This is a genomic window from Streptomyces longisporus, assembly GCF_039532765.1.
GTDB lineage: Bacteria > Actinomycetota > Actinomycetes > Streptomycetales > Streptomycetaceae > Streptomyces > Streptomyces longisporus.
Genome location: NZ_BAAASG010000001.1, coordinates 88,541 through 112,918, shown reverse-complemented (window position 1 = coordinate 112,918; position 24,378 = coordinate 88,541). Strand labels below are relative to the sequence as shown.

The 24,378-nt window shown below is 68.9% G+C and carries 17 protein-coding genes; 4 read left to right on the top strand and 13 right to left on the bottom strand.

Annotation, left to right across the window (positions count from 1 at the left end; all coding sequences use genetic code 11):
- Positions 1-2: 2 nt before the first annotated feature.
- On the bottom strand, positions 3-857 hold the full coding sequence (locus ABD355_RS00455; protein ID WP_344397908.1) for an NAD(P)H-binding protein: 855 nt from the start codon (positions 855-857) through the stop codon (positions 3-5).
- A 96-nt stretch (positions 858-953) separates the two neighbouring features.
- On the opposite strand from ABD355_RS00455, the gene ABD355_RS00450 reads away from it, so the two are divergent.
- Together ABD355_RS00450 and ABD355_RS00445 are read left to right on the top strand one after the other, a co-directional pair.
- Positions 954-1,751 carry a helix-turn-helix domain-containing protein gene (locus ABD355_RS00450; RefSeq protein ID WP_344397907.1) on the top strand — a complete coding sequence of 266 codons (798 nt, stop codon included), beginning with the start codon at positions 954-956 and terminating at the stop codon, positions 1,749-1,751.
- A gap of 44 nt (positions 1,752-1,795) precedes the next feature.
- Positions 1,796-2,410: a 3'-5' exonuclease gene (locus ABD355_RS00445; RefSeq protein WP_344397906.1), complete on the top strand. Its 615-nt coding sequence runs from the start codon at positions 1,796-1,798 to the stop codon at positions 2,408-2,410.
- Here ABD355_RS00445 and ABD355_RS00440 read toward each other — a convergent pair.
- From ABD355_RS00440 to ABD355_RS00400, 9 genes are all read right to left on the bottom strand, one after another.
- On the bottom strand, positions 2,364-2,984 hold the full coding sequence (locus ABD355_RS00440; RefSeq protein WP_344397905.1) for a TMEM175 family protein: 621 nt from the start codon (positions 2,982-2,984) through the stop codon (positions 2,364-2,366). The two genes, ABD355_RS00445 and ABD355_RS00440, sit on opposite strands and share 47 nt — an antisense overlap.
- A gap of 62 nt (positions 2,985-3,046) precedes the next feature.
- Positions 3,047-4,414: a nucleobase:cation symporter-2 family protein gene (locus ABD355_RS00435; protein WP_344397904.1), complete on the bottom strand. Its 1,368-nt coding sequence runs from the start codon at positions 4,412-4,414 to the stop codon at positions 3,047-3,049.
- A 249-nt stretch (positions 4,415-4,663) separates the two neighbouring features.
- Positions 4,664-6,043: an 8-oxoguanine deaminase gene (locus ABD355_RS00430; protein WP_344397903.1), complete on the bottom strand. Its 1,380-nt coding sequence runs from the start codon at positions 6,041-6,043 to the stop codon at positions 4,664-4,666.
- 138 nt (positions 6,044-6,181) lie between these two features.
- Positions 6,182-7,105: a factor-independent urate hydroxylase gene (gene pucL, locus ABD355_RS00425; protein ID WP_344397902.1), complete on the bottom strand. Its 924-nt coding sequence runs from the start codon at positions 7,103-7,105 to the stop codon at positions 6,182-6,184.
- Positions 7,106-7,112: 7 nt separating this feature from the next.
- Positions 7,113-7,505: a hydroxyisourate hydrolase gene (gene uraH / locus ABD355_RS00420; protein ID WP_344397901.1), complete on the bottom strand. Its 393-nt coding sequence runs from the start codon at positions 7,503-7,505 to the stop codon at positions 7,113-7,115.
- Positions 7,506-7,509: 4 nt separating this feature from the next.
- Positions 7,510-8,022, bottom strand: coding sequence for a 2-oxo-4-hydroxy-4-carboxy-5-ureidoimidazoline decarboxylase (gene uraD / locus ABD355_RS00415; protein ID WP_344397900.1), 513 nt, complete (start codon positions 8,020-8,022; stop codon positions 7,510-7,512).
- A gap of 140 nt (positions 8,023-8,162) precedes the next feature.
- Positions 8,163-8,531, bottom strand: coding sequence for a helix-turn-helix domain-containing protein (locus ABD355_RS00410; protein ID WP_030940519.1), 369 nt, complete (start codon positions 8,529-8,531; stop codon positions 8,163-8,165).
- On the bottom strand, positions 8,528-8,788 hold the full coding sequence (locus tag ABD355_RS00405) for a thiamine-binding protein (protein ID WP_344397899.1): 261 nt from the start codon (positions 8,786-8,788) through the stop codon (positions 8,528-8,530). Before ABD355_RS00405 ends, ABD355_RS00410 begins: the two co-directional genes overlap by 4 nt.
- Positions 8,789-9,079: 291 nt before the next feature.
- Positions 9,080-12,094 carry a hypothetical protein gene (locus ABD355_RS00400; protein ID WP_344397898.1) on the bottom strand — a complete coding sequence of 1,005 codons (3,015 nt, stop codon included), beginning with the start codon at positions 12,092-12,094 and terminating at the stop codon, positions 9,080-9,082.
- A 593-nt stretch (positions 12,095-12,687) separates the two neighbouring features.
- Between ABD355_RS00400 and ABD355_RS00395 the strand changes: the two genes are divergently transcribed.
- Positions 12,688-15,753, top strand: coding sequence for an RICIN domain-containing protein (locus tag ABD355_RS00395; protein ID WP_344398122.1), 3,066 nt, complete (start codon positions 12,688-12,690; stop codon positions 15,751-15,753).
- Between the two features lie 102 nt (positions 15,754-15,855).
- Positions 15,856-17,910, top strand: coding sequence for a family 43 glycosylhydrolase (locus ABD355_RS00390; RefSeq protein WP_344397897.1), 2,055 nt, complete (start codon positions 15,856-15,858; stop codon positions 17,908-17,910).
- Positions 17,911-18,067: 157 nt separating this feature from the next.
- On the opposite strand, the gene ABD355_RS00385 is transcribed toward ABD355_RS00390, so the two are convergent.
- The 3 genes from ABD355_RS00385 to polX all read right to left on the bottom strand — a co-directional run bounded on the left by ABD355_RS00385 (position 18,068) and on the right by polX (position 24,299).
- Positions 18,068-20,707 carry a beta propeller repeat protein gene (locus tag ABD355_RS00385; protein WP_344397896.1) on the bottom strand — a complete coding sequence of 880 codons (2,640 nt, stop codon included), beginning with the start codon at positions 20,705-20,707 and terminating at the stop codon, positions 18,068-18,070.
- Between the two features lie 114 nt (positions 20,708-20,821).
- Positions 20,822-22,336: a sialidase family protein gene (locus ABD355_RS00380; RefSeq protein ID WP_344397895.1), complete on the bottom strand. Its 1,515-nt coding sequence runs from the start codon at positions 22,334-22,336 to the stop codon at positions 20,822-20,824.
- A gap of 211 nt (positions 22,337-22,547) precedes the next feature.
- A complete protein-coding gene (gene polX, locus ABD355_RS00375; RefSeq protein ID WP_344397894.1) occupies positions 22,548-24,299 on the bottom strand; it encodes a DNA polymerase/3'-5' exonuclease PolX in 1,752 nt (583 codons plus the stop codon).
- Positions 24,300-24,378 lie beyond the last annotated feature (79 nt).

Sequence of the window (24,378 nt, the reverse complement as noted above, 5' to 3'; positions counted from 1 at the left end):
TCTCAGACCTCCCCGAACGCCCCCTTGTGGTCCTCGGCCCACTCCCGGTAGGTCCGCGCCCGCCGCCCCAGGACCTGCCGTACGTCCTCGGTGACGACGTCGTTGCCGCCGTCCTCGATGAAGCGGGCGGCGGCCATGAGGCTGTCGGCGTACGTCTCGCCCAGGCCGGCCGCGAGGAACTGTTCGCGGCGTTCGGCGGGCGAGAAGTCGTGGAGGGGCACCGGACGGCCGAGGACCTCGCCGAGGACGGCGGCCTGCTCGCGGGCGCTGAGGGTCTCGGGACCCGTCAGGGTGTACGTGCGTCCAGCGTGGCCGGGGTCGAGCAGTGCGGCCACGGCGATCTCGGCGACGTCCCGCGGGTCGACGACGCCCTGCCTGCCGTCGCCCATCATGTTCGGCGCGGGGGTGCCCTCGCGGACGGCCGCGGCCCAGGTCAGGGTGTTGGAGGCGAAGGAGGAGGGGCGCAGGACCGTCCACTGCAGGCCGCTGTCCCGTGCTGCCTGCTCGCCGGGCATGTGCCAGGTCGCGAACACTCCCAGCTCGGGGTCGCCGGTGCCGATCGAGGAGAGCTTCACGATGCGCCGTACGCCCGCGGCCCGCGCCGCCTCGACCAGCCCGCGGTCGTGCTCGGCGTCGTCCGGCCCGAACACCCCCACCAGGAAGGCGGCTTCCGCACCCGCCATCGCGGCCTCGACCGAGGCACGGTCGCGGTGGTGGCCCGGCGCGGTCTCCACGCCGGACGGCACCCGCGCCCGCGCAGGCTCCCGGGTCAGGGCACGGACCTTCTCGCCGCGTGCCGCGAGCTGTCGTACGACGTCACTGCCGATGGTGCCCGTGGCACCCGTCACAAGGATCATGTCCATCACGGTGGGCCGCGCGCGGCCCCGAACTCTTGGAAATTCCGGCACGGTTGCGGAGCCCGGGCGGCCGTGCGGCGCGCTTACGGTGGAGGGGTGACCAACATCGTGTCCCGAGAGGTCCTGCCCACGCCCGAGGTGCTGCGCCCGTGGATCGCGGGCATCGGATCCGTGACGGTCGGCGACGTGCCGACGGAGCCCTTCGTCCACCTCCCGGAGGCCACCACCAAGGTGGTCGTGCGCACCGGGGAACACGGCATCCGAACCACCATGGTCGTCGGCCCGCGGGTCCGCGCCTCTTACCACCGAGGCAAGCGCCGTGCCTCCTGTGTGGAGCTGCGGCTCGCGCCGGGAACCGTCCGCCCCCTGCTCGGCATCCCGGCCGTCGACCTCGTCGGCCGTGCGGTGCGGTTGGAGGAGCTTGCGACTTTGCCGGCCCGCCAACTGGACGATTTCCTGCGCCGGTTGGAGCCCGAGGAGGCCCTGGCCCACCTCGCAGAGGTGCTCCCCGAGTGGCTCGCGGACGCCGCGGACCGCTCCCGCACCGAGCTGGTGCGCGCCGGCGTCGACGCGATGACGGTCCGCACCGGTCGCACCCCTGCCCCGGTGGGTGACGTGGCGCGCGAACTCGCGGTCAGCGAGCGGCAGTTGCGCAACCTGTTCGCCGAGGGCGTCGGCCTCTCCCCCAAGCACTACGCCCGTATCAACCGGGTGCGCACGGTACTGGACTTCGCCGGCACCTGCCCGTGGGCCGAACTGGCGGCCGCCATCGGTTACTACGACCAGTCCCACATGACGACCGACTTCCGCACCCTGATGGGCGTACCGCCCCGCTCGTACTTCACCGGCCGCCTGCCGGTCGCGACGCCCTGCCAGGCGATCCGCCGGGGCTGAAATCGGATGCGGGCACCCCTGCCCGCCTGCGATGCTCCACCCTCATGGCCGCACGACGTATCAGACCCAGCCGCTACATCTCCCTCGACATCGAGGCCGACGGCCCCATCCCCGGCCCGTACTCGATGCTGAGCTTCGGCGCGTCGGTCGCCGGGACACAGGATGCCGACGGGTTCACGGCCGCCGACCCGCAGCGGCAGACCTTCTACCGCGAACTTCGCCCGATCAGCGAGGAGTTCGTCCCGGAGGCGCTCGCGGTGAGCGGGCTCGACCGGGAGCGCCTGCAGAGCGAGGGCGCCGAACCCGCCGTCGCACTGGGTGAGTTCAGCGACTGGGTGCGCGAGGTGAGCGCGGGCGCGCAGCCCGTGATGTGCGGCTACCCGGCCTCGTACGACTGGACGTTCCTGTACTGGTACCTGATCCGCTTCACCGCTGCGAGCCCGTTCGGGCACTCGGGCTGCCTCGACATGAAGACGCTGTACGCGACGAAGGCGGGGCTGCCGCTGCGCGCGGTCGCCAAGGGCACGATGCCGCGCCATCTGCTGTCCCGGCGTCGCCATACTCACCATGCGCTGGATGACGCGATCGAGCAGGCCGAGCTGCTGGCCAACCTCATGAACTGGCCGGGGCCTCACGCGTCGGCACCGGCACCTGATTGAACGCGTAGTACAGGGCGATCAGACCGTGGGCCGCCAGGGTCAGCGGGGCTGAGACGAAGGCGAGGCCCACCGTCACCGGGTAGGCCAGGGAGCCCAGCGCGAAGCGTGCGCGGGTCGCCCGCGCCGCCGGTACGTCGACACGGGAGTCGAAGAGGTGGCCGGTGCGGGTCAGATGCCACCACAGGGCCTGGAAGGTGAGCGCCATCAGGACCATGACCAGGCTGTAGACGGCCGCCGCCACATGCGAGGCCGTGTCCTCGCGCAGATACTCCGCGAGCATCGCGGTCGGCCACGGCACCGCGGCCACCACCATCAGCACCAGCAGGTTCAGGAACATCAGCGTCCGGTCGACGCGGGCGACGTAGCTGAACAGCTGGTGGTGGTTGATCCACATGATGCCGATGACCAGGAAGCTCACCACATAGGCGGCGTACGAGGGCCACTGCGCGCCCAGCGCGTGCCACAGACCGCCGTGCTCACCGACCGCGGGAACCTTGATCTCCAGGATGAGCAGGGTGATGGCGATGGCGAACACGCCGTCGCTGAAGGCCTCGACGCGACCGGACTCATTCATGGGAGACAGACTGCCCCATCGCCGGTGGGGGCACGGCCATTACCGTGCCCCGCACCGACGGTTCAGTGGGCGGCGGCGATCTGCTCGCCGGCCTCCATGGGGTGGGTGACGTCCTGCTCGTCCCGGCTCCTGCCGAGGTGGTTGAAGACCAGGTTCAGCAGGACCGCCGCCACACAGCCCGTGGAGATGCCCGAGTCGAGGACGATCTTCGCGGTCTGCGGGAAGGCGTGGTAGAAGTCCGGCGCGGTGATCGGGATCATGCCGACGGCCAGCGACACGGCGACGATCAGGACGTTGTTGTCCTTGTCCAGACCGGCCTTGACGAGGGTCTGGATACCGCTGGCCGCGACCGAGCCGAACAGGACCACGCCCGCGCCGCCGAGCACCGGGCGCGGTACGACGGCGATGAGTGAGGCGGCCATCGGGCACAGGCCCATCAGGACCAGGAAACCACCGCCGGTGGCGGCGACGTAGCGGCTGCGGATCCTCGTCATCGCGACCAGGCCGATGTTCTGGGCGAAGGCGCTGCACATGAAGCCGTTGAACAGGGGGCTCAGCGCCGAGCCGAGGGTGTCGGCGCTCAGGCCCGCGGCGATGGTCTTCTCGTCCGCCGGGCGTTCGACGATCTCGCCGAGCGCCAGCATGTCCGCGGTGGATTCGGTCATCGAGACCACCATCACCACGCACAGCGAGAGGATCGCCGCGAGCTGGAAGCGGGGCGCCCCGAAGTGGAACGGCGTGGGGAAGCCGATGACGGCCGCGTCCGTGACCGGCCCGAAGTCCGTGGCGCCGAAGGGGATCGCGAGCAGGGTGCCGGCGATCAGGCCGAGCAGCACGGCGATCTGTTTGACGAAGCCGCGGGTGAAGCGGCGAAGCACCAGCACGATCAGGAGCGTTGCGGCCGCCAGGCCGAGGTTGGTCGTGGAGCCGTAGTCGCCGGCGGTGGGGTTGGGTCCCTGTGCCCAGCCGAAGGCGACCGGCAGCAGGGACACGCCTATGAGGGTGATGACGGTGCCGGTGACGACCGGCGGGAAGAAGCGGACCGCCTTGCTGAAGAACGGGGCGGCGATGAAGCCGAGCAGCCCGGCGACGATGACCGCGCCGAAGATGATCGGCAGGGCGTCGGACTTGTCCTTGGTGGAGGCGACCACCGCGGTCATGGGGGCGACGCCCGCGAAGGTGACGCCGTTGACGAAGGGCAGCCGGGCGCCGATCTTCCAGATGCCGAGGGTCTGCAGGAAGGTGGCGAGGCCCGCGGTGAAGAGGCAGGCGCCGGTGAGGAAGGTGAGTTCGCTGCCGGTCAGGCCGATGGCCGCGCCGACGATCAGGGGCGGGGCGACGACCCCCGCGTACATGGCGGCCACGTGCTGCAGGCCGGTGGTGGCCATTTTGAGTGCGGGGAGTTTTTCGTCGACGGGGTGGGCGGTCACGGCGGTTCCTCCGGGTCAGCTAACACGTCGGCTCTGACGTGGGTTTCTTGGAGGTGGTGCGCGGTCATGGGGGTACCTCCCGCTCGAGCGAATTCGAGAGTGGGGGAGGGACCGCCTGGAAGGAAGGTGACGGTGACCGTTCCGGGGCACGCACGTCCATGCGCGCCCCGGAGACGGCCGCCATGGAACCGCTGGGGTCCACGGCTACCGGTCGAGGGCCGTCCCCCTCGACCGGAGATCTTCGACCGCTCAGCCCTGCGCGGCGATCTGCGCCAGGCGCCGGGCCTCGGCCCGCGTGGAGCGGGCGATGGCGTCCTCGTCGATGTGCAGCAGGCGGCCCGCCTCGACGATCTGCCGGCCGTTCACGAAGGAGGCGGTGACCGGGGCGGCCGCGCCGAAGACCAGCGCGGTGACCGGGTCGGCGATGGAGGCGTGGGCGAGGGTGTCCAGCTTCCACAGCACCAGGTCGGCGAGCTTGCCGGGCTCCAGGGAGCCGATCTCGGCGCTGCGGCCGAGGACCTGGGCGCCGCCGTAGGTGCCGAGGCGCAGCGCCTGGCGGGCGTTGAGGGCGGCTTCGCGGTGGGCGCCGAGGCGGTTGATGAGCAGGGCGTTGCGCAGCTCGGTGTGCAGTTCGCCGGACTCGTTGGACGCCGTACCGTCGACGCCGAGGCCGACCGGGACGCCGGCCGCCAGCATGTCGGGGACCCGCGCGATGCCGGCCGCGAGGCGGGCGTTGGAGGACGGGCAGTGGGCGACACCGGTCTTGGTACGGCCGAAGGCGGCGATGTCGGAGTCGTTCATGTGGACGCAGTGCGCCATCCACACGTCCTCGCCGAGCCAGCCGGTGGACTCGAAGTAGTCGGTCGGGCCCATGCCGAACAGCTCCTTGCAGAACTGTTCCTCCTCGACGGTCTCCGAGCCGTGGGTGTGCAGACGCACCCCGAGACGGCGGGCCAACTGGGCGCCCTCACGCAGGAGTTCGGTGGAGACCGAGAAGGGCGAGCAGGGCGCTACGGCCACCTGGGTCATCGCGTCGAAGGAGGCGTCGTGGTGCTCCTTGACGGTCGCCTCGGTCGCGGCGAGGGCGCCTTCGAGGGTCTCGACGGCGAAGTCCGGGGGCAGGCCGCCGTCCTTCTCGCTGCGGTCCATGGAGCCGCGGGCGAGGGTGAAGCGGACGCCCGTCTCGCGGGCGGCGCGGATGATGGCGCCGGACAGGTCGCCGGAGTCCTTCGGGAAGACGTAGTGGTGGTCCATGGCGGTGGTCACGCCACCGCGGGCCATCATCGCGAGGGATCCCTGGGCGGCCGAGTACACCATCGGCTCGTCGATGCGCGCCCAGGTGGGATACAGCGCGACCAGCCAGTTGAACAGGTTGTGGTCGGTGGCCAGGCCCCGGGTGATCCACTGGTAGAAGTGGTGGTGGGTGTTGACCAGGCCGGGGGTCACCAGGTGACCGGATGCGTCGATACGGCGTACGACGTTCTCCAGGCCCTCGGGGGCTCTGCCCGCGCCGAGCGCCTCGATGCGGTTGCCGGCGATGACGACGTACCCGTTGGCGTACTCGGTGTCGTCGGCGTCGACCGTTGCGATCGAACAGTTCTCGATGACGATGCGCTGGGCTGCTGCCATGATTCGTCCTTTTCGCTCAGTGGACTTTTGTGGAGAGGGCACGGCAGGACCCTAGGAGTTTTGAGTGCCGTGACCGGGGACGCGGGGAGGCGGGTTCCCCGGTCACGGGTGCCGAATATCGAGCTGCCCGGAAGGTGCTCAGAGGTTGGTGAGGTCCACCGGGATCTTCGGCTCGCAGCCGTCCCGCAGGATCGTCGCCTCGATCAGGCCGTAGGGGCGGTCGGCGGCGAAGTACACCTCGTTGTCGTTCTTCAGGCCGAAGGGCTCCAGATCGACGAGGAAGTGGTGCTTGTTCGGCAGCGAGAAGCGGACCTCGTCGATCTCGCTGCGGTTGTTGATGATGCGCGAACCCATTTGGTACAGGGTCTGCTGCAGGGAGAGCGAGTACGTCTCGGCGAAGGCCTGGAGCATGTGCTTCTTCGTCTGCTCGTAGGACTTCTCCCAGTTGGGCATCCGCTGCTCGTCGTCGGTCCAGTTGAACCGCCAGCGGGCCGAGACCGACGTGGCCAGAATGCGGTCGTACGCCTCCTGCAGCGTCGTGTACTTGTCCTTGACGTAGCCCCAGAACTCGGAGTTCGTCGAGTTCATCACCGTCAGGTCCTTGAGACCGGAGACGACCTCCCACGACGAGCCGTCGTAGGTGATCTGGGTCAGCCGGGTCTCCTGGCCCTTGCGCACGAAGGAGTGCTTGACCTCGTCCGCGCCGATGAACTGGGAGTTCGCGTCGGAGGCGGCGATCCGCTCCCAGGCGTACTCCTCGATACGGATCCGGGCCGTCTTGATCGGCTCCTGGCTGGTCACGAAGTGCCTGGCCAGGTGGATGCCGAACTGCTCGGCCGACTCGATGCCGTGCTCCTTGGCGAACGCGAACACCGTGTTCTTGGTGGTGTCGGTCGGCAGCACGTTGGCGTTGGAGCCGGAGTAGTGGACCTCGTCCATGTCGCCGCTCAGCGCGACGGACACGTTCAGGTCCTTGATGTGGTGGGTGGCGCCGTCCCGCGTGATCTTTACGACTCGGTTCTCGGCCTTGCCGTACTGGTTCTGTCCCAGGATCGTGGGCATGTGTCTGCTAGCTCCCTCGGTAAACGGAGTAGCCGAACGGGTTGAGCAGCAGCGGTACGTGGTAGTGCTCCCCGGGCTTCACGGCGAAGGTGATCGCCACCTCGGGGAAGAACACGGCACCGCTGTCCCGATTCGCGGGGGCGTCCTGCTGCGCATCGGCTTGCTTCTTCTCGAAGTACGGCTCCACTGCGAAGTCGAGCCGTACGTGGGTCGTCCCTTCCGGCAGCGCCGGCAGGTCCTTGCACCGGCCGTCCGCGTCGGTCGCGGAACCGCCGAGCGCCTGCCACGCGGCTTCCCTGCCGCTACGGGCGGAGAGCTCGATGGCGACGCCCTCGGCGGGGCGGCCGACGCTGGTGTCCAGGATGTGCGTGGACACGGAGGCGGTGGTGCTGGTGCTCATGGTGTCAGGCTTCCTCTTCGACGAGTCGGGCCAGTCGGATGCGGTTGATCTTGCCCAGCTCGGTGCGGACGATCTCCCGCTCCTGCTCCGGCGAGTTGCCGATCCGCTCCTTGACCGCGTCCCGCATCTGCTCGCCGGTGCGGCCGGTGGCGCAGATGAGGAAGACATGGCCGAACCTGTCCTGGTAGGCCAGGTTCAGTTCGAGCATCTCCGACTTCAGTTCCTCGGAGGCGCCGGCCATGCCGCGCTGTTCCCGGGCCGAGGTGGGGTCCCCCGGCTTGGGGCGGCCGATCGGCGGGTGCCCGGCCATCGCCTCGGCCAGGTCCTCGGCGCTCAGCTCGGCCATGGCGGCGTCGCTGGCGGCGAAGAGGTCCTCCGCGGTGGCGTACGGGCGGGCGGCGAGCAGCCGCCGTGCCCAGGTGGTGGAGGCACACGCCTCGTGGAGGGCGGCGAAGGCCGCGTGCTCCTCCAGTACGTTGAACCGGGCCAGGCCCGGGGGCGTGGAAGTCGACGTCACGGGTGCCTCCGTGGCCGCGAGAACGGCCTTCGTGCTGAACGGGCTGCCGTTAGCTAACGCCCCCGCGCGACGCCGCGTCAACACTTTGTTGAAAATTCGGGGTAACAAACCTGACCGGACGGCGACCCCGGGAGGGCCCCTCAGCCCTCCTTCTCACGGTTCAGATAGTTGTAGACCGTGAACCGGCTGACGCCGAGGGCGCCCGCGACGGTCTCCACGCCGTGCCGTACGGAGAAGGCGCCGCGCGCCTCGAGTATCCGTACGACCTCCTGCTTGGCCTTGCGGTCCAGGTCGGCCAGGGGCTTGCCCTGCTTGCGCTCCATGGCGGCGAGGATGTGGTCGAGGGAGTCGGCGAGCTGGGGCAGGCGTACGGCGACCACGTCGGCGCCCTCCCAGGCGAGCACGACGTCGTCGGGGCCGGCCTCGTCGGGCGGGAGCAGCTCGCCGCCCATGGCGTCGACCAGTGGTTTCACGGCCGTGATGAACGGCTCGTCCCCGGTGCCGGTCACTCGGCGCCCTCCCCGGCCGCGCCGACCACGTTGACCTGCAGCGAGACCCGGGTGGCACCGGCCTGGAGCGTCTGGCGGAGCAGCGCGTCCACGGCACTCAGCACGGCGTCGGCGGCGCCCTCCGCCGTGTTGCCGAACGGGCCGACGTCCACCTCGTCCAGCTCGGCCGCCTCGATGACCTGGCGGGCGACCACCGCGTGCGCGGGCGCCTCGTCGAGATCGAAGGGCTCGGTCGTGAACTCCACTCTCAATCGCACAGTACCCCCACACAGCCTTCTGACCTGCACTTTTGCCCCCGACCACCCACCGAGAGGGCACATCAGGGCACACCGAGGGCACAGTGAAGGGTGCACCACAGTCGCGATCCACCGCAGGCCGGTCAAGTTCACGCGACGGAGCCGGTTCGTCCGCCACGAGGCGACCCTAACCGACCGGGCAAGGGGATGCCGTGCGCGCTCCCTACGGGGCCGTGCGCGCAGGTTCGAGTCCTGGCATCAACCTCCGGCGGGGACACCGGGCACAGACGGCGCCCGGTGGCCGCCGCGTGGTCATCGCACGTCGAACCGGTCGATCACCAGATAGGTGCCTCCTGTCTTGGTGAGGGTGAGGGTGTGGCGCCCGAGGGGCAGGTCACTGACGGAGTACACGGTCTGCTGGGCCTGGCGCCTCGCGGAGGATGCGTCGACGGTGCCCCGGGAGGCGCCGTCGAGGGAGACCGCGATGGTGCCCTCGTCGGAGTTGGTCTCGGTGACGAGGCTGATCCCGGTGCCGGTGAAGGTGACGGTGGCCGAGTCGCCGTTGGCCGTGGTGGCGTGGACGTCGTCCTTGTAGTCGCCGAGACCTCGGTTGGCGTAGTAGCGCCAGGAGGCGCCGGTGTAGGCGAGGGAGGAGTCGGTGTCGTTGTGGACGCCGGTGACCTCGAAGCCGTCCAGGGTCGCCCAGGTGCCGCTGCGCTTGACGAACTGCACGGTGTGGCTGCCCGCGGTCAGTCCGCTGGTGCTGTAGATGACCACCTGGGCCCGGCGGGTGGTGGCGCTGGTGTCGACCAGGCCCTTGGAGGTTCCGTCGATGAAGACCTCGACCTGTCCCTGGTCGGTGTTCTTCTCGCCGATGACCGAGACGCCGGTGCCGGTGAACGTCAGCGAGGCGGTGTCACCGTTGGTCCCCGTGGCGTGCACGGCGTCCTCGTAGTCGCCCGCGCCGCGGTTGCCGTTCGCCGTCCAGCTGCCGGTGTAGGAGATGGCGGTGTCGTCGTCGTCGATCCTGCCGGTCAGCGGCTGATGGGCCGCGTCGGGGCCGGCGGCGGCGATGACGGCCCGGGCGGCGGAGGGCCAGGCGCCGCCGGAGACGATCGTGGCCTGGTTGAAGGTGATGTTGGTGCCGCTGTTCTTGTAGTTGGTGGTGTCGGAGTAGTTGTCGTGGATGTTGATGTCGTGGATGGTCGGCGTCCACATGCCGATCCAGTTGCCGCCGCCGATGCGGGTGACGTTGTCGTGGGTGTTCCAGTAGGAGCTGCCCTCGTCCTGGTACAGCCTGTTGTTGGTGTGGTTGCCCACCTCGACGAGGTTGCCCGCGAGCATCGACGTGGTGGAGCCGTCCCCGTTGCCCTGGCCGCCGTTGGTGTAGATGGGGCCGCCGTCATAGAGGATGTTCATCACGTCGTGCACGTGGTTGTCCAGGATCTGGTTGCCGCCGGCGTAGATGGTGCCGTGCTGGCAGGTGCGCAGGCCCTGGGCGGACTGCATGGAGCACGGTGAGGCGTAGCCCCAACCCCAGCCGAGTGACATGCCGGAGTAGGGGGTGTGGCCGATGTCGTTGTGCGAGATGGTGAGGTCGCGCGTGTAGCCGGCCCAGATGCCGACGGCGTCGGAGTAGTCCCGGCCGACGTCGGAGATCCCGTTCTGGGAGACGGTGTCGCCGGTGGTCATGCGGTGGGTGTCGGTGAGGTAGTAGTCGTCCACCTCGCCCACGGAGACGCCGCCACCGGAGGTGTCGTGGATGAGGTTCCCGGTGATCGTGGAGTCCTGGGTGCCGTCGGCGAGGTCGATGCCGGTGCCGCCGGTGTGGGTGATCTCGTCGCCGGTGAAGGTGATGCCGGATCCGCGGTGGACCTGGACGGCGGCGGGGATGCGAATGGGGGCGTTGTGGTTGCCGGGGTCCCACAGCACGCCGGCCTGGTTGTCGATGTAGCCGGCCGTGGAGGGCAGCGTCCAGGTGGTGTAGGCGAAGGTCAGGCCCTGGAAGGTGATGTCGTGCGCGGGCGTGATCGCGTCCGGCACCACGGTGAAGCCGTCCAGGATCATGTTCGTCCCGCCGGTCTTGACCAGCTTGATGGTGTGCCGGCCCTTGGCGAGGCCGCTGACGGAGGCGACGACCTGCTGGGCGAGCCGCGATGAGCCGGAGGCGGACACGCTCTGGACCTTGGTGCCGTCGATGTAGACGTCGATGCCGCCCTCGTCGCTGTTGGTCTCCGAGAGCACGTCGATCCCGGTACCGGTGAAGGTGTAGCTCAGCGAGTCGCCGTTGGTCGTGGTGGCGTGCACGTCGTTGTAGAGGTCACCCAGGTTGCGCCCGCTGGAGGAGCTCCAGGAGCCGGTGTAGGTGATGGCCGGGTCCGTGTCGTTGACCGGGGCGAGGTGGCCCGGCGAGCCGCTGACGTTCAGCAGCGTCTCGGTGGTGGGCAGTTCCACGTCGGCGGTGCCGAGGTCCTCACCGCCGCGCGGCTTGTAGTACAGGAAGCCCGCCGAGCTGTCGAGGTAGAACTCGCCCGGGGCGTCGAGCAGTTGGTAGGCGTTCTCCACATAGGTGATGGAGCTCAGCTTCGGCAGTCCGGCGCCGTTGAAGGGGAAGCCCCGGTTGGGCACCGAGGTGTTGTTGTTCTTGAAGCAGGCCGGGTCGACGTTGAGGCTGGACCCGCCGCCACTGGGCACGGTGATGCTCGCGAGCGGGCAACGCATCTGCTTCCAGGCGTTGTTGTTCACGATCTCCACGGAGGAGGCGTTGGTGAACGACGTGTAGGAGGAGTCGCTGGTGGTGAAGCCGGCCCCGGAGAGGGTGAAACCCGAGGGGTTCAGCGGACCGCGTGCGCGCTGGGCGCGTACTCCGTCGACGAACAGCTGCCGGCTCTGCGTGCCGGCCGGCACGGCGGCGCGGTAGATGTTCTTGCCGCTGTCGAACAGGGAGAACCCGCTGACCTTCGTCGCCCCGCTGAGGACGGGCTTCTCACCCGGGTAGGCGGCGTAGACCACCTTGAAGCCGTTGCGCCCGGAGTCGGACGCGCCCAGAGCGAACGCCTGGGACAGGCGGTAGGTGCCGCCGCGCAGATAGACCTCGATGTCGGCGGCCATGCCAGGGGCGAGGCCCGCCACTTTGCGCTTGGCGCCGTCCAGGCTGCACGGCGCGCTCAGTGAGCAGGTGCTGCCGGACCCGGACGGCGACGCGTACAGCACGGTCGGCGTGGCGGCGTACGCCGGGCTGGGCACGGCGATCGCGGTGCATATGAGCCCTGCCAGCGTGCCGAGCACGCCGGAGAGGCCGGCGGCTCTGGGACGGAACAACGGCATTGATGCTCCTTCGAGGAGGTGTGAGGACACCCAGGGCTGCGGACCCCATCGCCACAGGGCGGCGACCGCCTGCCGCCCGGGGCCCGCAATTGCCTCCGGGAGGGATGAAAAGAGATCCGATGTCCCTTGACGGCCTTGCGCTGACAGCTGGAGTGCACAACGGAAAAGGGGAAGTTGACCAACGAGACATCGGATCTATGGCCTGGGAGGAGGCTACGGCGACGACCCGCCACGGGCAATAGCCAGGAACCGGGGAGTTGAGTCCTTGCCGACCGAAGGCGGCAGTTGATAAGTCGTACTCATGCTAATCAAGATCACAAATGCAAGCCTTGTACTTTCAAGCCCATACACTAACTTTGCCGGGCAAAATAGCGCATAAGCTAAGCCCATCGCCCTGAGTCCATCAAAGAAGTGCCGTACGCACCCTTGACGACTCCCTTGATGAGGCGGCTAATTTCTTGCCTCGTTGATATCGATGTAGCCGTCTCATCCGACTTCCCCCCGCCCTACTCGGGCCTCTGCAAACCAACGGAACCCGGAGCCGCCACATGAACGCTTTGCCGAGCGTCCGCAGGCTGTCAGCAGTGATTGGCATGGCGTGCTCGGCTGCGCTGCTGACTTCCCTCACGACGCCGACCACGGCCACGGCCGTGACCCGGGCGACCTACTACGTCGCCCCCGACGGCGACGACGCCAACGCCGGGACGATCACGGCGCCGTTCAAGAGCCTGCAGCACGCACGCGACGTGGTGCGCACGGTCAACAGCGACATGACCGGAGACATCACCGTCTATCTCCGTGGCGGTGACTACCCGGTGAGCAGCACCATCGACTTCACGTCGGCCGACTCCGGAACGAACGGCCACCATGTCGTGTACGCCGCCTACCCGGGCGAGAAGCCGGTGCTGGACGGGGGCGTTCAGGTGACCGGCTGGACTCAGCACAGCGGGAACATCTGGAAGGCCACGCTGAACCGCAACATCAAGCTCCGCTCGCTCTATGTCAACGGCAAGCGCGCCAAGATGGCCTCCAAGACGATCAACTCGGCCGGGTGCTACGGGTCCTACGCCGTTACGGCCGGCCAGGCTTCCTGGGCGTGGGAGTCGGGTTCGCAGTGCGACGGGGCCAAGTACAGCCTCTCCGACCTTCCCGCCGTCGCCTCCAACCAGGACGACGTGGAGATCGAGTCGGCGACGACCTGGACCACGGCCATCGTGGGCGTCCGCCAGATCACCACGAGCTCGGACGGCGCCAGTCGGGTGGCCCTGTTCCAGGAGCCGGGCGCGGCCATCGCCCAGGCACCGCCGAACGGCAACTTCAAGGCCGGCAGCGGCAGCCACACCTTCATGAACGCGTACGAATTCCTGGATCAGCCCGGCGAGTTCTACTTCGACAAGACGAGCCACACGCTCTACTACTACAGGTCCGGCTCCGAGAACATGGCGTCGGCGCAGGTCTTCGCGCCGAACAACGTGTCCACGCTCATCAAGATCGCCGGTACCTCCACGACCGACCACGCGCGGAACATCACGTTCTCCGGGCTCACGGTCGAGCACAGCGACTGGAACCTGGTCAACGTCGCCGGCTCCGCCTTCCGCCAGGGACAACAGGGCAACGCGAGCTCGACCGTGTACGCGAAGCAGAACTTCCACGCGTACACCTACCGCAACGTCGACCTGCCGCCGGGGGCCATCCAGATCGAGAACGCCGACGGGATCGTCCTGCAGCGCAATACGGTTCAGCACACCGGCGCGGACGGCATCAGCCTGGTCAACGACGTGACGGACTCGCAGTTGACCGGCAACGTCACGAACGACACAGCCGGATCGGCCATCACCGTGGGGCACCCGCAGCACGTGTACGTCGGGGACTACACCTCGACCAACCACGAGAAGTACCCGGTGAACGTCGAGGGAGTCTGCAAGAACATCTCGATCACGGACAACTACCTCTACGACAGTGCGGTGTTGTTCCAGGGGTCCAGCCCCGTGTCGGCGTACTTCACCGACACGCTGTCCGTGCAGCACAACCGGATCGAGAAGTCCCCGTGGGCGGGCATCACCCTCGGCTGGGGATGGTGGAACTTCGACGGTTCGGCGAACTCCATCAATCCCGGGACACCGACCACCACGGCGAAGAACAACACCGTCAGCCACAACCAGATCGTCGACACGATGCAGGTGCTTGGCGACTCCGCTCCCATCTACGACCTGGGGAGCCAGCCGGGCACCGTGATCAGCAACAACTACGTCCAGGGCGTCCCGGCCGGCCGCAAGTACGGACTGCACCCCGATGAGGGGTCCGCCTACCTCGACTTCCACGACAACGTGCTCGACGTCGACCCGAACGTGGCCTACACCATCAACTCCGGTACCTGGGGCCGCCAGCACGACTTGACCATCACGAACACCTACGGCACCGTCAACAAGATCGCCAGCAAGAGCGTCCCGAACAGCACCATCCAGGACGTGCACGCGTACTCGGACGACGTGTGGCCGTCGCAGGCGTACAGCATCGCCGTGAACTCCGGTCTGGAGGACGCCTACAAGGACCTCGTCCCCCGGAGCAACCTGGGTGATCAGGACTACGTTCTGCCCGCGAGCACGTTCACCGGCAAGGGCGTGTCGTCCATCCCCGTCCGCAGCCTCGGCGACGCGACCAAGACGCTCTGGCTGGCTCCCTCGGGTACGACGACGTTCGCCGCCGGCCCCACCATGACCAAGGCGACCGGCACGGCGACGACCATCAGTGTCCCGCCGACGGTCGGCGACTACCGCCTCTACGTCGTGGACGCCCAGGGGAACGCGTCCGCCGCCTCGAAGTCCCTCGTACGGCAGCGATGGGCCTACGTCGACGACAAGGCTTCGGGTCCGACCTACTCCTCCGCCTGGTCGAACTGGAACGACTCCAAGGACTTCGACGGATCCGAGAGGTACACCAACAGGTCCGGCGACTACGTCCAGTACTCGTTCACCGGCTCGGGCGTCCGGTATCTCGGCATGAAGCAGCCGAACATGGGCAAGGTCGACGTCTACATCGACGGCACCCTGGCGCAGTCGGGCATCGACGCCTACGCCCCGACGGTGACGAAACAGGTGCCGCTGTTCGAGAAGACGGATCTCCCGGCGGGTTCGCACACCATCAAGGTCGTCTGCGACGGAACGAAGAACGCCGCCTCCTCCAACACCGTCTGCGCGCTGGACGCGTTCGCCTCCATCCCGTTCCCCGCAAAGAACGCGTTCTACAAGGTCCTCAACAAGAGCAGCGGCAAGGCGGCCGACGTCTCGGGCGGATCGACCTCCGCCGGGGCGAACGTCATCCAATGGAACGACACCGGAGCGCAGAACCAGGACTGGCGGTTCGTCGCGTTGGGTGACGGCAGCTACGAGATCGTCAACCAGAACAGCGGCCTGCTGATGGACGTCACCAGCGCATCCACCGCGGACGGCGCGACCGTCATCCAGCAGGCCGACGACAACGCTGACAGCCAGCACTGGAAACTGACCGCTGCCGGAAACGGCTACTACAAGATCAAGAACGTGAACAGTGGCCTGCTGCTCGCGGTGTCGGGCTCCTCGACATCAGCAGGCGCCCAGCTCGTGCAGACGACGGACACGAACGCCGACAGCCAGCTGTGGCAGGCGGTGAACGTGGACTGACGACGCGGGCCGGCACCATCCCCTGCCGGCCTCCACCAACCGCGTGCTCGCGCACAACCCCTCCCCTACCCGTGATGACTCCTGGGGCAAGGACGGACATTCGTGGACATCACCAGACGACAGCTCGGCCGGCTCACCGCGGTCGGCGCCGGGGCGCTCCTGCTGCCGGGCCTGCTGCCGGCGAGCACGGCGGAGGCAGCCGCACTGTCGGCCGGGAAGTGGGGGGACCAGGGTGACGGCACCTACGTCAACCCCGTCCTCCCTGGCGACTTCAGCGACTGGGACTGCATCCGGGTCGGCGCCGACTACTACGGCATCACCAGCACGTTCGGGTACTCGCCCGGCGTGGCCGTTCTGCACTCGACGGACCTGGTCAACTGGCGGACGCTGGGCGGCGCGGTCGACGATCTCACCAACATCGGCCCCTTGTTGAACTGGGACCGGATGAACCGCTTCGGCCGCGGAGTGTGGGCCGGGGCCATCCGCTTCCACGCGGGGCGGTACTGGGTGTACTTCAACACCCCCGACGAGGGTTTCTTCATGACGTCGGCCCCCTCGCCGAGCGGGCCGTGGGATCCGCTGACGGCGGTGTGGCGGACCTCCGGCTGGGACGACCCGTGCCCCTTCTGGGACGACGACGGACAGGGCTACCTGGTCACCACGCACTACGCGGACGGCTACAAGATAAACCTCTTCAAACTGTCCGAGGACGGCAAGTCGCTGGTCGGCTCGCCCACGGTCATCCACCAGTCGCCGGGCAGCGAGGCCAACAAGCTGTACAAGATCAACAGCTTGTACTACCACCTGTACAGCGAGGTGAAGTCCGAGGGCCGAGTGCTGATGATGAACCGCGGCTCCAGCCTCTACGGCCCGTACGAGACCCGGCAACTGGAGCACGTCAACGCCGCGGTGGACCGCGAGCCCAACCAGGGAGGGCTGGTTCAGGCTCCGGACGGCACCTGGTACTTCGTGACCCACCACGGCCACGGCGACTGGGAGGGGAGGCCGCTGTCCCTGCTGCCGGTGACCTGGGTGGACGGCTGGCCGATCCTGGGCCAGGTGGGCGCGGACGGCATCGGCACCATGGTGTGGACCGGCCAGGTACCCGCCGGCGGCACACCCGGCCTGCCCCTCGACGCACTGCCCCCCGTGGTGACCAGCGACCTGTTCACCGACACCCGCCTCAAGCCGCAGTGGGAGTGGTACTACCAGCCGCGCGCGGACCACTGGTCGCTCACCGAACGCCCCGGCTACCTGCGGCTGAAGGCGTTCGCCCCGCTGGCGGCCGACAACCTGACCAAGGTCGGCAACACCCTCACCCAGCGGGTGCTGCGCACCGCGGGCGGCGCGACGGTGACCGTCCGCCTCGAACTGGCCGGCCTCGCCGACGGCCAGCACGCCGGACTGTGCCACTACGCGGCCACCTACGCCGGACTGGGTGTCCGACGCTCCGGCACCACCACCACGATCGCTCACAACGCCGGCGGCACCCTGACCTACGGCCCGGCCGTCACGCAGGACGCCGTGTGGCTGCGCACCACCTGGGACGTCGACGGAGTGAGCCGGTTCTCCTACAGCCTCGACGGCAGCGCGTTCACCTCGTTCGGCGGCACCTACCATCTCACCTGGGGCGGCTACCGCGGCGACCGGGTGGGTCTCTACACCTACAACCCGAACAACACCGGCTACGTCGACGTGGACTCGGTGCAGTACACCGTCGCTCCCACCCGGACCTACACGTGCGTCAGCATGCGCAGCGGCAAGGTCGCCGACGTCTCCGGCGCCTCGACCGCGGACGGCGCCTACGTGATCCAGTGGCCCGACAACGGCAGACCGAACCAGCAGTGGACCTTCCAGTCCACCGCGGACGGCTACCACACCATCACCTGCGTCAACAGCGGCAAGGTCCTCGACGTGGCGGGGTCCTCACTGGCGGACGGTGCGCGGGTCGTGCAGATGCCCGCCGACGGCCGCACGAGCCAGCAGTGGCAGCTGCGCGCACAGGCCGGTGGCCAGTTCATCCTGGTCAACCGCAACAGCGGCAAGGTGCTCGACGTCAGCGGGGGCAGCACGGCCGACGGCGCCGCACTGATCCAGTACCGCGACACCGGCGGCTCCAACCAGCGGTGGACCTTCCACCGCGTCACCGGCAAGTAGTGCTTGGCCAGGTGTAGCCCGACCAGCAGACGCGCCTGTCCGCGTTCGGGCAGGTCAGTGCCCCCAGAGCACCACCACTGGCCGACAAATTCACTGCGGAGCGCGGGAGGGGTGCCCCCAGAAGCCGGGGGCACCCCTTTCGCCATGCGGTGATGCGTCAGGCGCAGTCGCGCACCTTGATCGTGTAGATGCCGCGGCCGTGGGTGGCCGCGTACAGGGTGCTGCCGTCGGGGCCCAGCTTCAGCTGGAGCACGGCGACGGCCGGGAGGTCTCCGACGCGCTGCCACTTGGTGTGGCCCGGGGCGCGGTAGACGACGCCCAGGTCGGTGGCGACGGCGAGGCCGCCGTTCGGTGTGACGATCGCGGAGTTGGTCGGCACGTCGGGCAGGTTCGCGGAGATGTCCTTCCAGGTGGTGCCGCCGTCGGTGGACTCGAAGACATGGCCGACGCCGGCTCCGGGGCCCTCCGTCCAGTGCCGGGAGAAGCCGTTGACGGCGAGGAAGACGTGGTCGGCGTTCTTCGGGTCGATGGCGAAGCCGCTGAGGTAGCGGTTCGGTACGGTCCCGTCGGCGGGCAGGGTGATGTCGTGCCAGCCGGTGCCGTCCGCGTTGCCGACGGAGATGCCACGCGCGAAGCCCTGGTTGTTGCAGGGTCCGCACCAGGCCGCGTACACCTTGCCGCCCGATGCCGCCACGGCGGTCGCGGTGCGGCCGGCGCCGAGGTCGTAGACGCTCGTCCACTCCTTGCCGCTGCGGATGGCGTAGCCATGGGTCTGCACCCAGATGTGCCGGCCGCCCGCGATCCACGTCGAAGAGCTCTTCAGGTCGGTCGCGAGCGGGGCGATGAAGCGGGCCTCGCTGGTGGCGTTGTCGGCCGGGGCGACGTTGTACGAGGTGGCCTTGGTGGCATCGGTGGTCCAACTGCCGTCGTTCACGGCGCAGTTCTGGGTCACCTGGATCGCGAGGTAGACGTACTCCTCGGCGATGTTGCAGCCGTTGGCGGGGTCGGTGAGGGTGTCGCCGCCGTCGCCGCCGAAGTCGGAGCCCATCACCTTGTCGTTGCTGCGCAGCACGGACTGGCCGTTGTCCTGGAGACCGCCGGTGACCGAGACGCCGCCGTAGGTCAGGTCCTTGCCGATGCCCACCGAGTAGTACTGGAGGGTGTCGATGGTGCCGTCGTTGAGGGAGGTCCAGTCGGTGGCGTGGCCGGAGGCGTCCTGGGAGCCGTCGACCGGGCGCCGGTAGACGCCGCCGTCGTTGCCGACGTACACGAAGCTCTTGCCGTGGTAGCTGCCGATCGCGACGCCGTGCTGGTCGGAGTGGGTGGTCTGGTTGCAGTCACCGGTCTGCTTGGCAGGGTCGATGCTCCAGCAGGAGAAGGTGAAGTTCCAGTACGGGCCCACGGTCGACCAGGTGCTGCCGCCGTCCTTGGTCTCGTAGACCTCCTCCAGCCCCGCGTAGACGTGCTTGGGGTCGCTCGGGTCCACGGTCAGGAACTGGTTGTACCAGGCCTGTACGCCGGGCATGTAGCCGCTGGTGGTCAGCGCGGAGCCGTCGGCGGCCAGACCCTTGTAGTCGGCGATCTTCGTCCAGGGGCCGAACGGCGAGGCGGCACTGTAGATGCCCTCCAGGCCGCTGTCCGGGTTGGTGTTCAGCTGCTGAGGGGACTCGTCGATGGCGTAGTAGCGGGAGCCGTCGGCGGAGCGGGCGAAGGTGACGTTGCCGACGTTGCCCGCGTCGGTGGGCAGATCGCCGAAGCCGCTGGTGATCCGCGTCCAGGCGCCGCTCGCGTCCTTGGTGAAGAAGCCGTTGTAGTCGTCACCGCTGCGCCAGCCGACCGCCAGGATCACCTTGGACGGGTCCTTGGGGTCGATCGCGACGTCGTTGGCGATGTTCTTGTACGCGGCCGACGGGTCGCTCGCCTTCGGACCACCGGGGAGGTAGTCGGGGTTGGGCGCGTACTCCAGCTTCCAGGCGCCCTTCAGGGTCTTCGTGGAGTGGCTCCACACGCCCGCGCTGGTCGCCGCCCACACCTTGCCGCCGCCGAAGCGCAGCTCGTGGATGGTGGTGGACTCCAGCTCGTCGCCGCCGACCCGGCTGCGGGCGGAGAAGGTGCCGTGGTGCGGTTGGGACAGGACGTAGACGCCGCTGCCGAGGTACGCGTCCGCGTTGGTGGTCGCCTCGCCGGTGCCCAGCCACAGCCGCCCGCCGCCGTCCAGCGCGAGCGCCCCGGTGGACTGCGAGGGCAGCTTGTCGCTGATGGGCTTCCAGTTCCCGCCGCCCCGCTTGGACCGCCAGACGCCGCCGCCCGCGCTGCCCGCGTACACATACCCGTCGTCATCGGCGGCGAGCGCGGCCATGCGGCCGGTGACATTGCCCGAGCCGCCACTGGAGTTGGAGTCGATGTCGCGGTAGCGCGAGTCGTCGGAGTTGTACGGCAGGTCGGTGATGTTGCGCCAACTGCCTCCGGTGCTCGGCAGGTTGGTCAGGCTCGTCCAGGCGGCGCCGTAGGCGCCGGGGGCGACGATGCCGGGTGAGGTGCGGGCCTCGGCGTACTGGTCCGCGCCCTCGGCTATCTCGTCCGCCTCGTTGCCTCCGTCGCCGTCCTCCCCCTTCAGCCGCGGGCTCATGGTGCCGACCGACTGCGTGCGCTCGGCGGCCAGTTGAGCGAGTGTGCGGGCGCCGAACGGAGCCTTCGTCCTGCCGGACGCGGCGCCTGCGGGTGTCGCGACGAGTGCGGCGGATGCGGTGATGGCACAGATCGTGAACCATCGTCTCTTACGGGTTGGTGCTGACACCAGATCCTCCCGAACGGGTGGTCGTACAGCCGTCGCAGGAGACCCGATCACGGGCGATGGAAGACATCTGCTTTTTGGACAAGCCTTGACCAGAACCTGTCACCCACGGGTCGTTCAGGGGCTGTCCTCGCCGCCCTCGGTGCCGCCGTTGGCCAGCCACTGCGCGTAGGCGATCGCGGCCAGTCGGGCGGAGAAGAGGTTGTCACGTGCCGTGGCGGTCGTGGCGGAGGCGGTGCCGGCGGCCGCGGCGAGGCCCGAGGCGGGCGTGTACATCGCCTCGTTGAAGACCGAGCCGCTGGGTACGGTGGCCACGGCGAAGACGGGGTGGGCCGTGGAGCCGGAGAAGGACGTCGAGATGTAGTCGCCGACCATGGTGCCCTGGGTGGTGCTCGCCAGCCAGGAGTGGCTCATCGGACCGGCCAGCTGAGTGGGCGCCGTCCAGGTGCTGCCGCCGTCGGTGGAGGAGACGTAGCCGACGTCCAACTGGCAGGTGGAGGCGGTGCAGTCGGCGACCGGGTGGTAGTAGTACGTCAGCGCGAGGTGCGCGGTGGAGCCCGAGGTGGCCGGGTCGACCGCGAGGCCGGGGATGAAGTGGTCGACGGCACTGGTCGTCGCGTCGATCGGGACCCGGGTCACCGAGGACCAGGTCGTGCCGTTGGTCGTGGTCGCCATCACGATGTCGTTGGAGGTGCAGGAGCCCCCGCTCGCGCGGAAGCGGCAGTCCTGCCAGACGACGTACACCTTCCCGGAGGCGTCGATCTCGGCGGAGGGCAGCGGGCCGCTGCGCAGACCGCCTCCCACGGTGAAGGAGCTGACGGTGGCCACGGTGGTGGTGCTGGACCAGGAGCTGCCGCCGTTGGTGGAGCTGAAGGCCCGGATCGCGGTCTCCGAGGCGTTGGCGATCGGGACGACCACGGTGCCGTTGGGCTGCACGACGGGCTGGCCGCCCAGGCCGGTGGCGTTGTTGCCGGTGTTCTTCGAGGCGCCCCAGGTGAGGCCGCCGTCGCTGGAGGTGGTCATCTTGATGCGGTCGCCGGCGCCGTTGTTGTCGTACTCGGTGTAGCAGTTGCCGTAGAAGGCACTGCCGGCGGTGTTGTCGCAGACGATCCAGTTCTTGTCGAGGCTCGAACCGGTCGCGGTGACCACGGGGTTGCTCCAGGTCAGGCCGCCGTCGGTGGAGCGACTTGTGAACACCTCGGGCACGGAGACGGACGAGGTGATGGGGATGCTGGAGATCAGCCAGACGCCGTGCTTGGCGTCGTAGGTCACCGACGCGTCGCTGACCCGCTGGAAGGTGCCGCCCGCCTGGGTGGTGATCCCCGGCAGGAAGCCCTTGGTCCAGGTGGTGCCCCCGTCCTTGGAGGTGGCGAAGCCGACGTTCGAGCCGCCGCCGTCGGTGAACCGGCCGACCTGGAAGGCGGAGACGATCGTGGAGCCGTAGGAGAAGGTGTCCGGCTCGACCTCGGTGGCGTGCTGGCTGGTGGAGTTGGTGTAGGGATCGGCGCTGATCGGGGTGAGGGCCGGGGCCGCGGCGGCGGAGGTCGTCGACAGGGCCAGCGCGCCCGCCGCGAGGGCCACCGTCACCAGGCCGGGTCTCGCCAGGCGGTGGAGCAAGGACGCCAGGGACATGATCCGTTCCCTTTCCGAGAAGGGGCACGTCCGGCATGCCTTGTACACGTCCGCACCATGAGGGGCGGGCGGGAGCCCGGCCGAACCGAACATCGTGCTGGACGTGCTGAACGACGTCGACACATTGCTCTGCTTACATGGTCATGTCAATGCGTGACGACCCAACGCCCCATAAAGCACTGGGAATTGACGCCCGTTTGACCTTCCCCCGTCACCGCTCCGTCTGCCGGCCCTTCCGCAGGAAGCCCCGCAGCCGGCGCTCGGGCCAGGTGTTGATCACGTCGTCCCGGGTGAGCCGGCCGCGCTGGGCGGTGCCGATGCCGTAGCGCATGTTCGCCAGGTGGGGGACGGCGTGGGCGTCGCTGTCGACGGCGAACTTCACGCCGTGCCGCCCGGCCCGCAGGATGTCCTCGTCGCGCAGGTCGAGCCGGTCCGGGTGGGCGTTGATCTCCAGGGCCGTGCCGGTGCGGGCGCAGGCGGCGAAGATCGCGTCGAGATCGGCGTCGATGCCGGGCCGCTTGCCGATGATGCGGGTGGTGGGGTGGCCGATGATGTTGACGTACGGGTTCTCGCAGGCCCGTACGATCCGCCGGGTCAGGGCCTCGCGCCCCTGGGTGAAGTGCGAGTGCACGGAGGCCACGCACAGGTCGAAGCCGGCGAGGAACTCCCCGGGCCAGTCCACCTCGCCGTCCGGGCCGATGTTCAGCTCGACGCCGTGCAGCAGCCGCAGACCGCCGCGCCTGCCCCGGGTGGCGTACGTCCCGTCGAGCTCGCGCACCCGCTCGCGCTGGGCCAGCATCCGCTCGTCGGTCATGCGCTGCATGGCCATGTCCGGGCCGTGGTCGGTGATCGCGTAGTAGGTCCAGCCCCGCGCCGCGGCGGCCTCCACCATCTCCTCCAGCGGGGCGAGGCCGTCGGTGAGGTCGGTGTGCGAATGCAGATCGCCGCGGAGGTCCGCCTCCGTCACCAGGTCGGGCAGTTCGCCGTGCAGCCCGTCCTCGATCTCCCCGCGGTCCTCGCGCAGCGTCGGCGGGATCCAGGGCAGCCCTAGCCGGGCGTACACCTCTTCCTCGGTCTCGGAGACGATCTTCTTGCCGCTCTCGACGTCGAAGAGCCCGTACTCGGAGAGCTTCAGCTTCTGGTGCACGGCCAGTTCGCGGGTGCGGATGTTGTGCGCCTTGGAGCCGGTGAAGTACTGCAGTGCCGCGCCCCAGGAGTCCGGCGGAACGACCCGCAGATCGACGTTGAGGCCCTTGCTGGTGCGCACGGACGTCTTCTTCTCGCCGGTGCCGATCACCTCGGTGACGTACGGCAGCTCGGTGAACGCCCGCATGATCGGGGCGGGTTCCGTGGCCGCCGCGAGGATGTCGATGTCGCCGATCGTCTCGCGCATCCGGCGCAGTGAGCCCGCGTAGCCGCAGCGCAGGCAGCCGGGCACGGCGGACAGCTCGGCGACGATGTCGTCGGCGAGGCCCATGGCCAGGTCGATGTGGACGCGGCCGCCGGAGGACTGCAGCAGCGAGATGCCGTGGAGGATGTTCTCCTCCGTCTTCGGCCCGAAGCCCTTGAGGTCGCGCAGCCGCTCCTCGTGGATGGCGTCGGCCAGTTCCTCGACCGAGGAGATGCCCAGCTCCTCGTAGACCGTCAGTGCCTTCTTCGGGCCGAGCGTGGGGATGGCGGTCAGCCGGCGCACCCCGGCGGGGATCTTCGCGCGCAGCTCCTCGACGGCCGAGACGCTGCCGTGGTCGAAGTACTCCAGCACCTTCTGCGCGATCGACCTGCCGACGTTCGGGATCTGCTGGAGGCCCTTGAGGTCGAGCGTGGCGACATCGGCGTGGTGGCCGCCGACCGACCGGGCAGCCTTCTCGTAGACGCGTGCCTTGAACGCGTCTCCTCCCGTGATCGAGATCAGATCCGCGTACTCCTGGAGGAGCGCGGCGACCTCGTCGTTGGACCGGGCCACACCTTCAGGGTAGGCACGCCGCGACGGACGTGCCGTCCTCCCCCGTAGAGCAGGTGACAGGAGTTCGCAGGGAGGGACC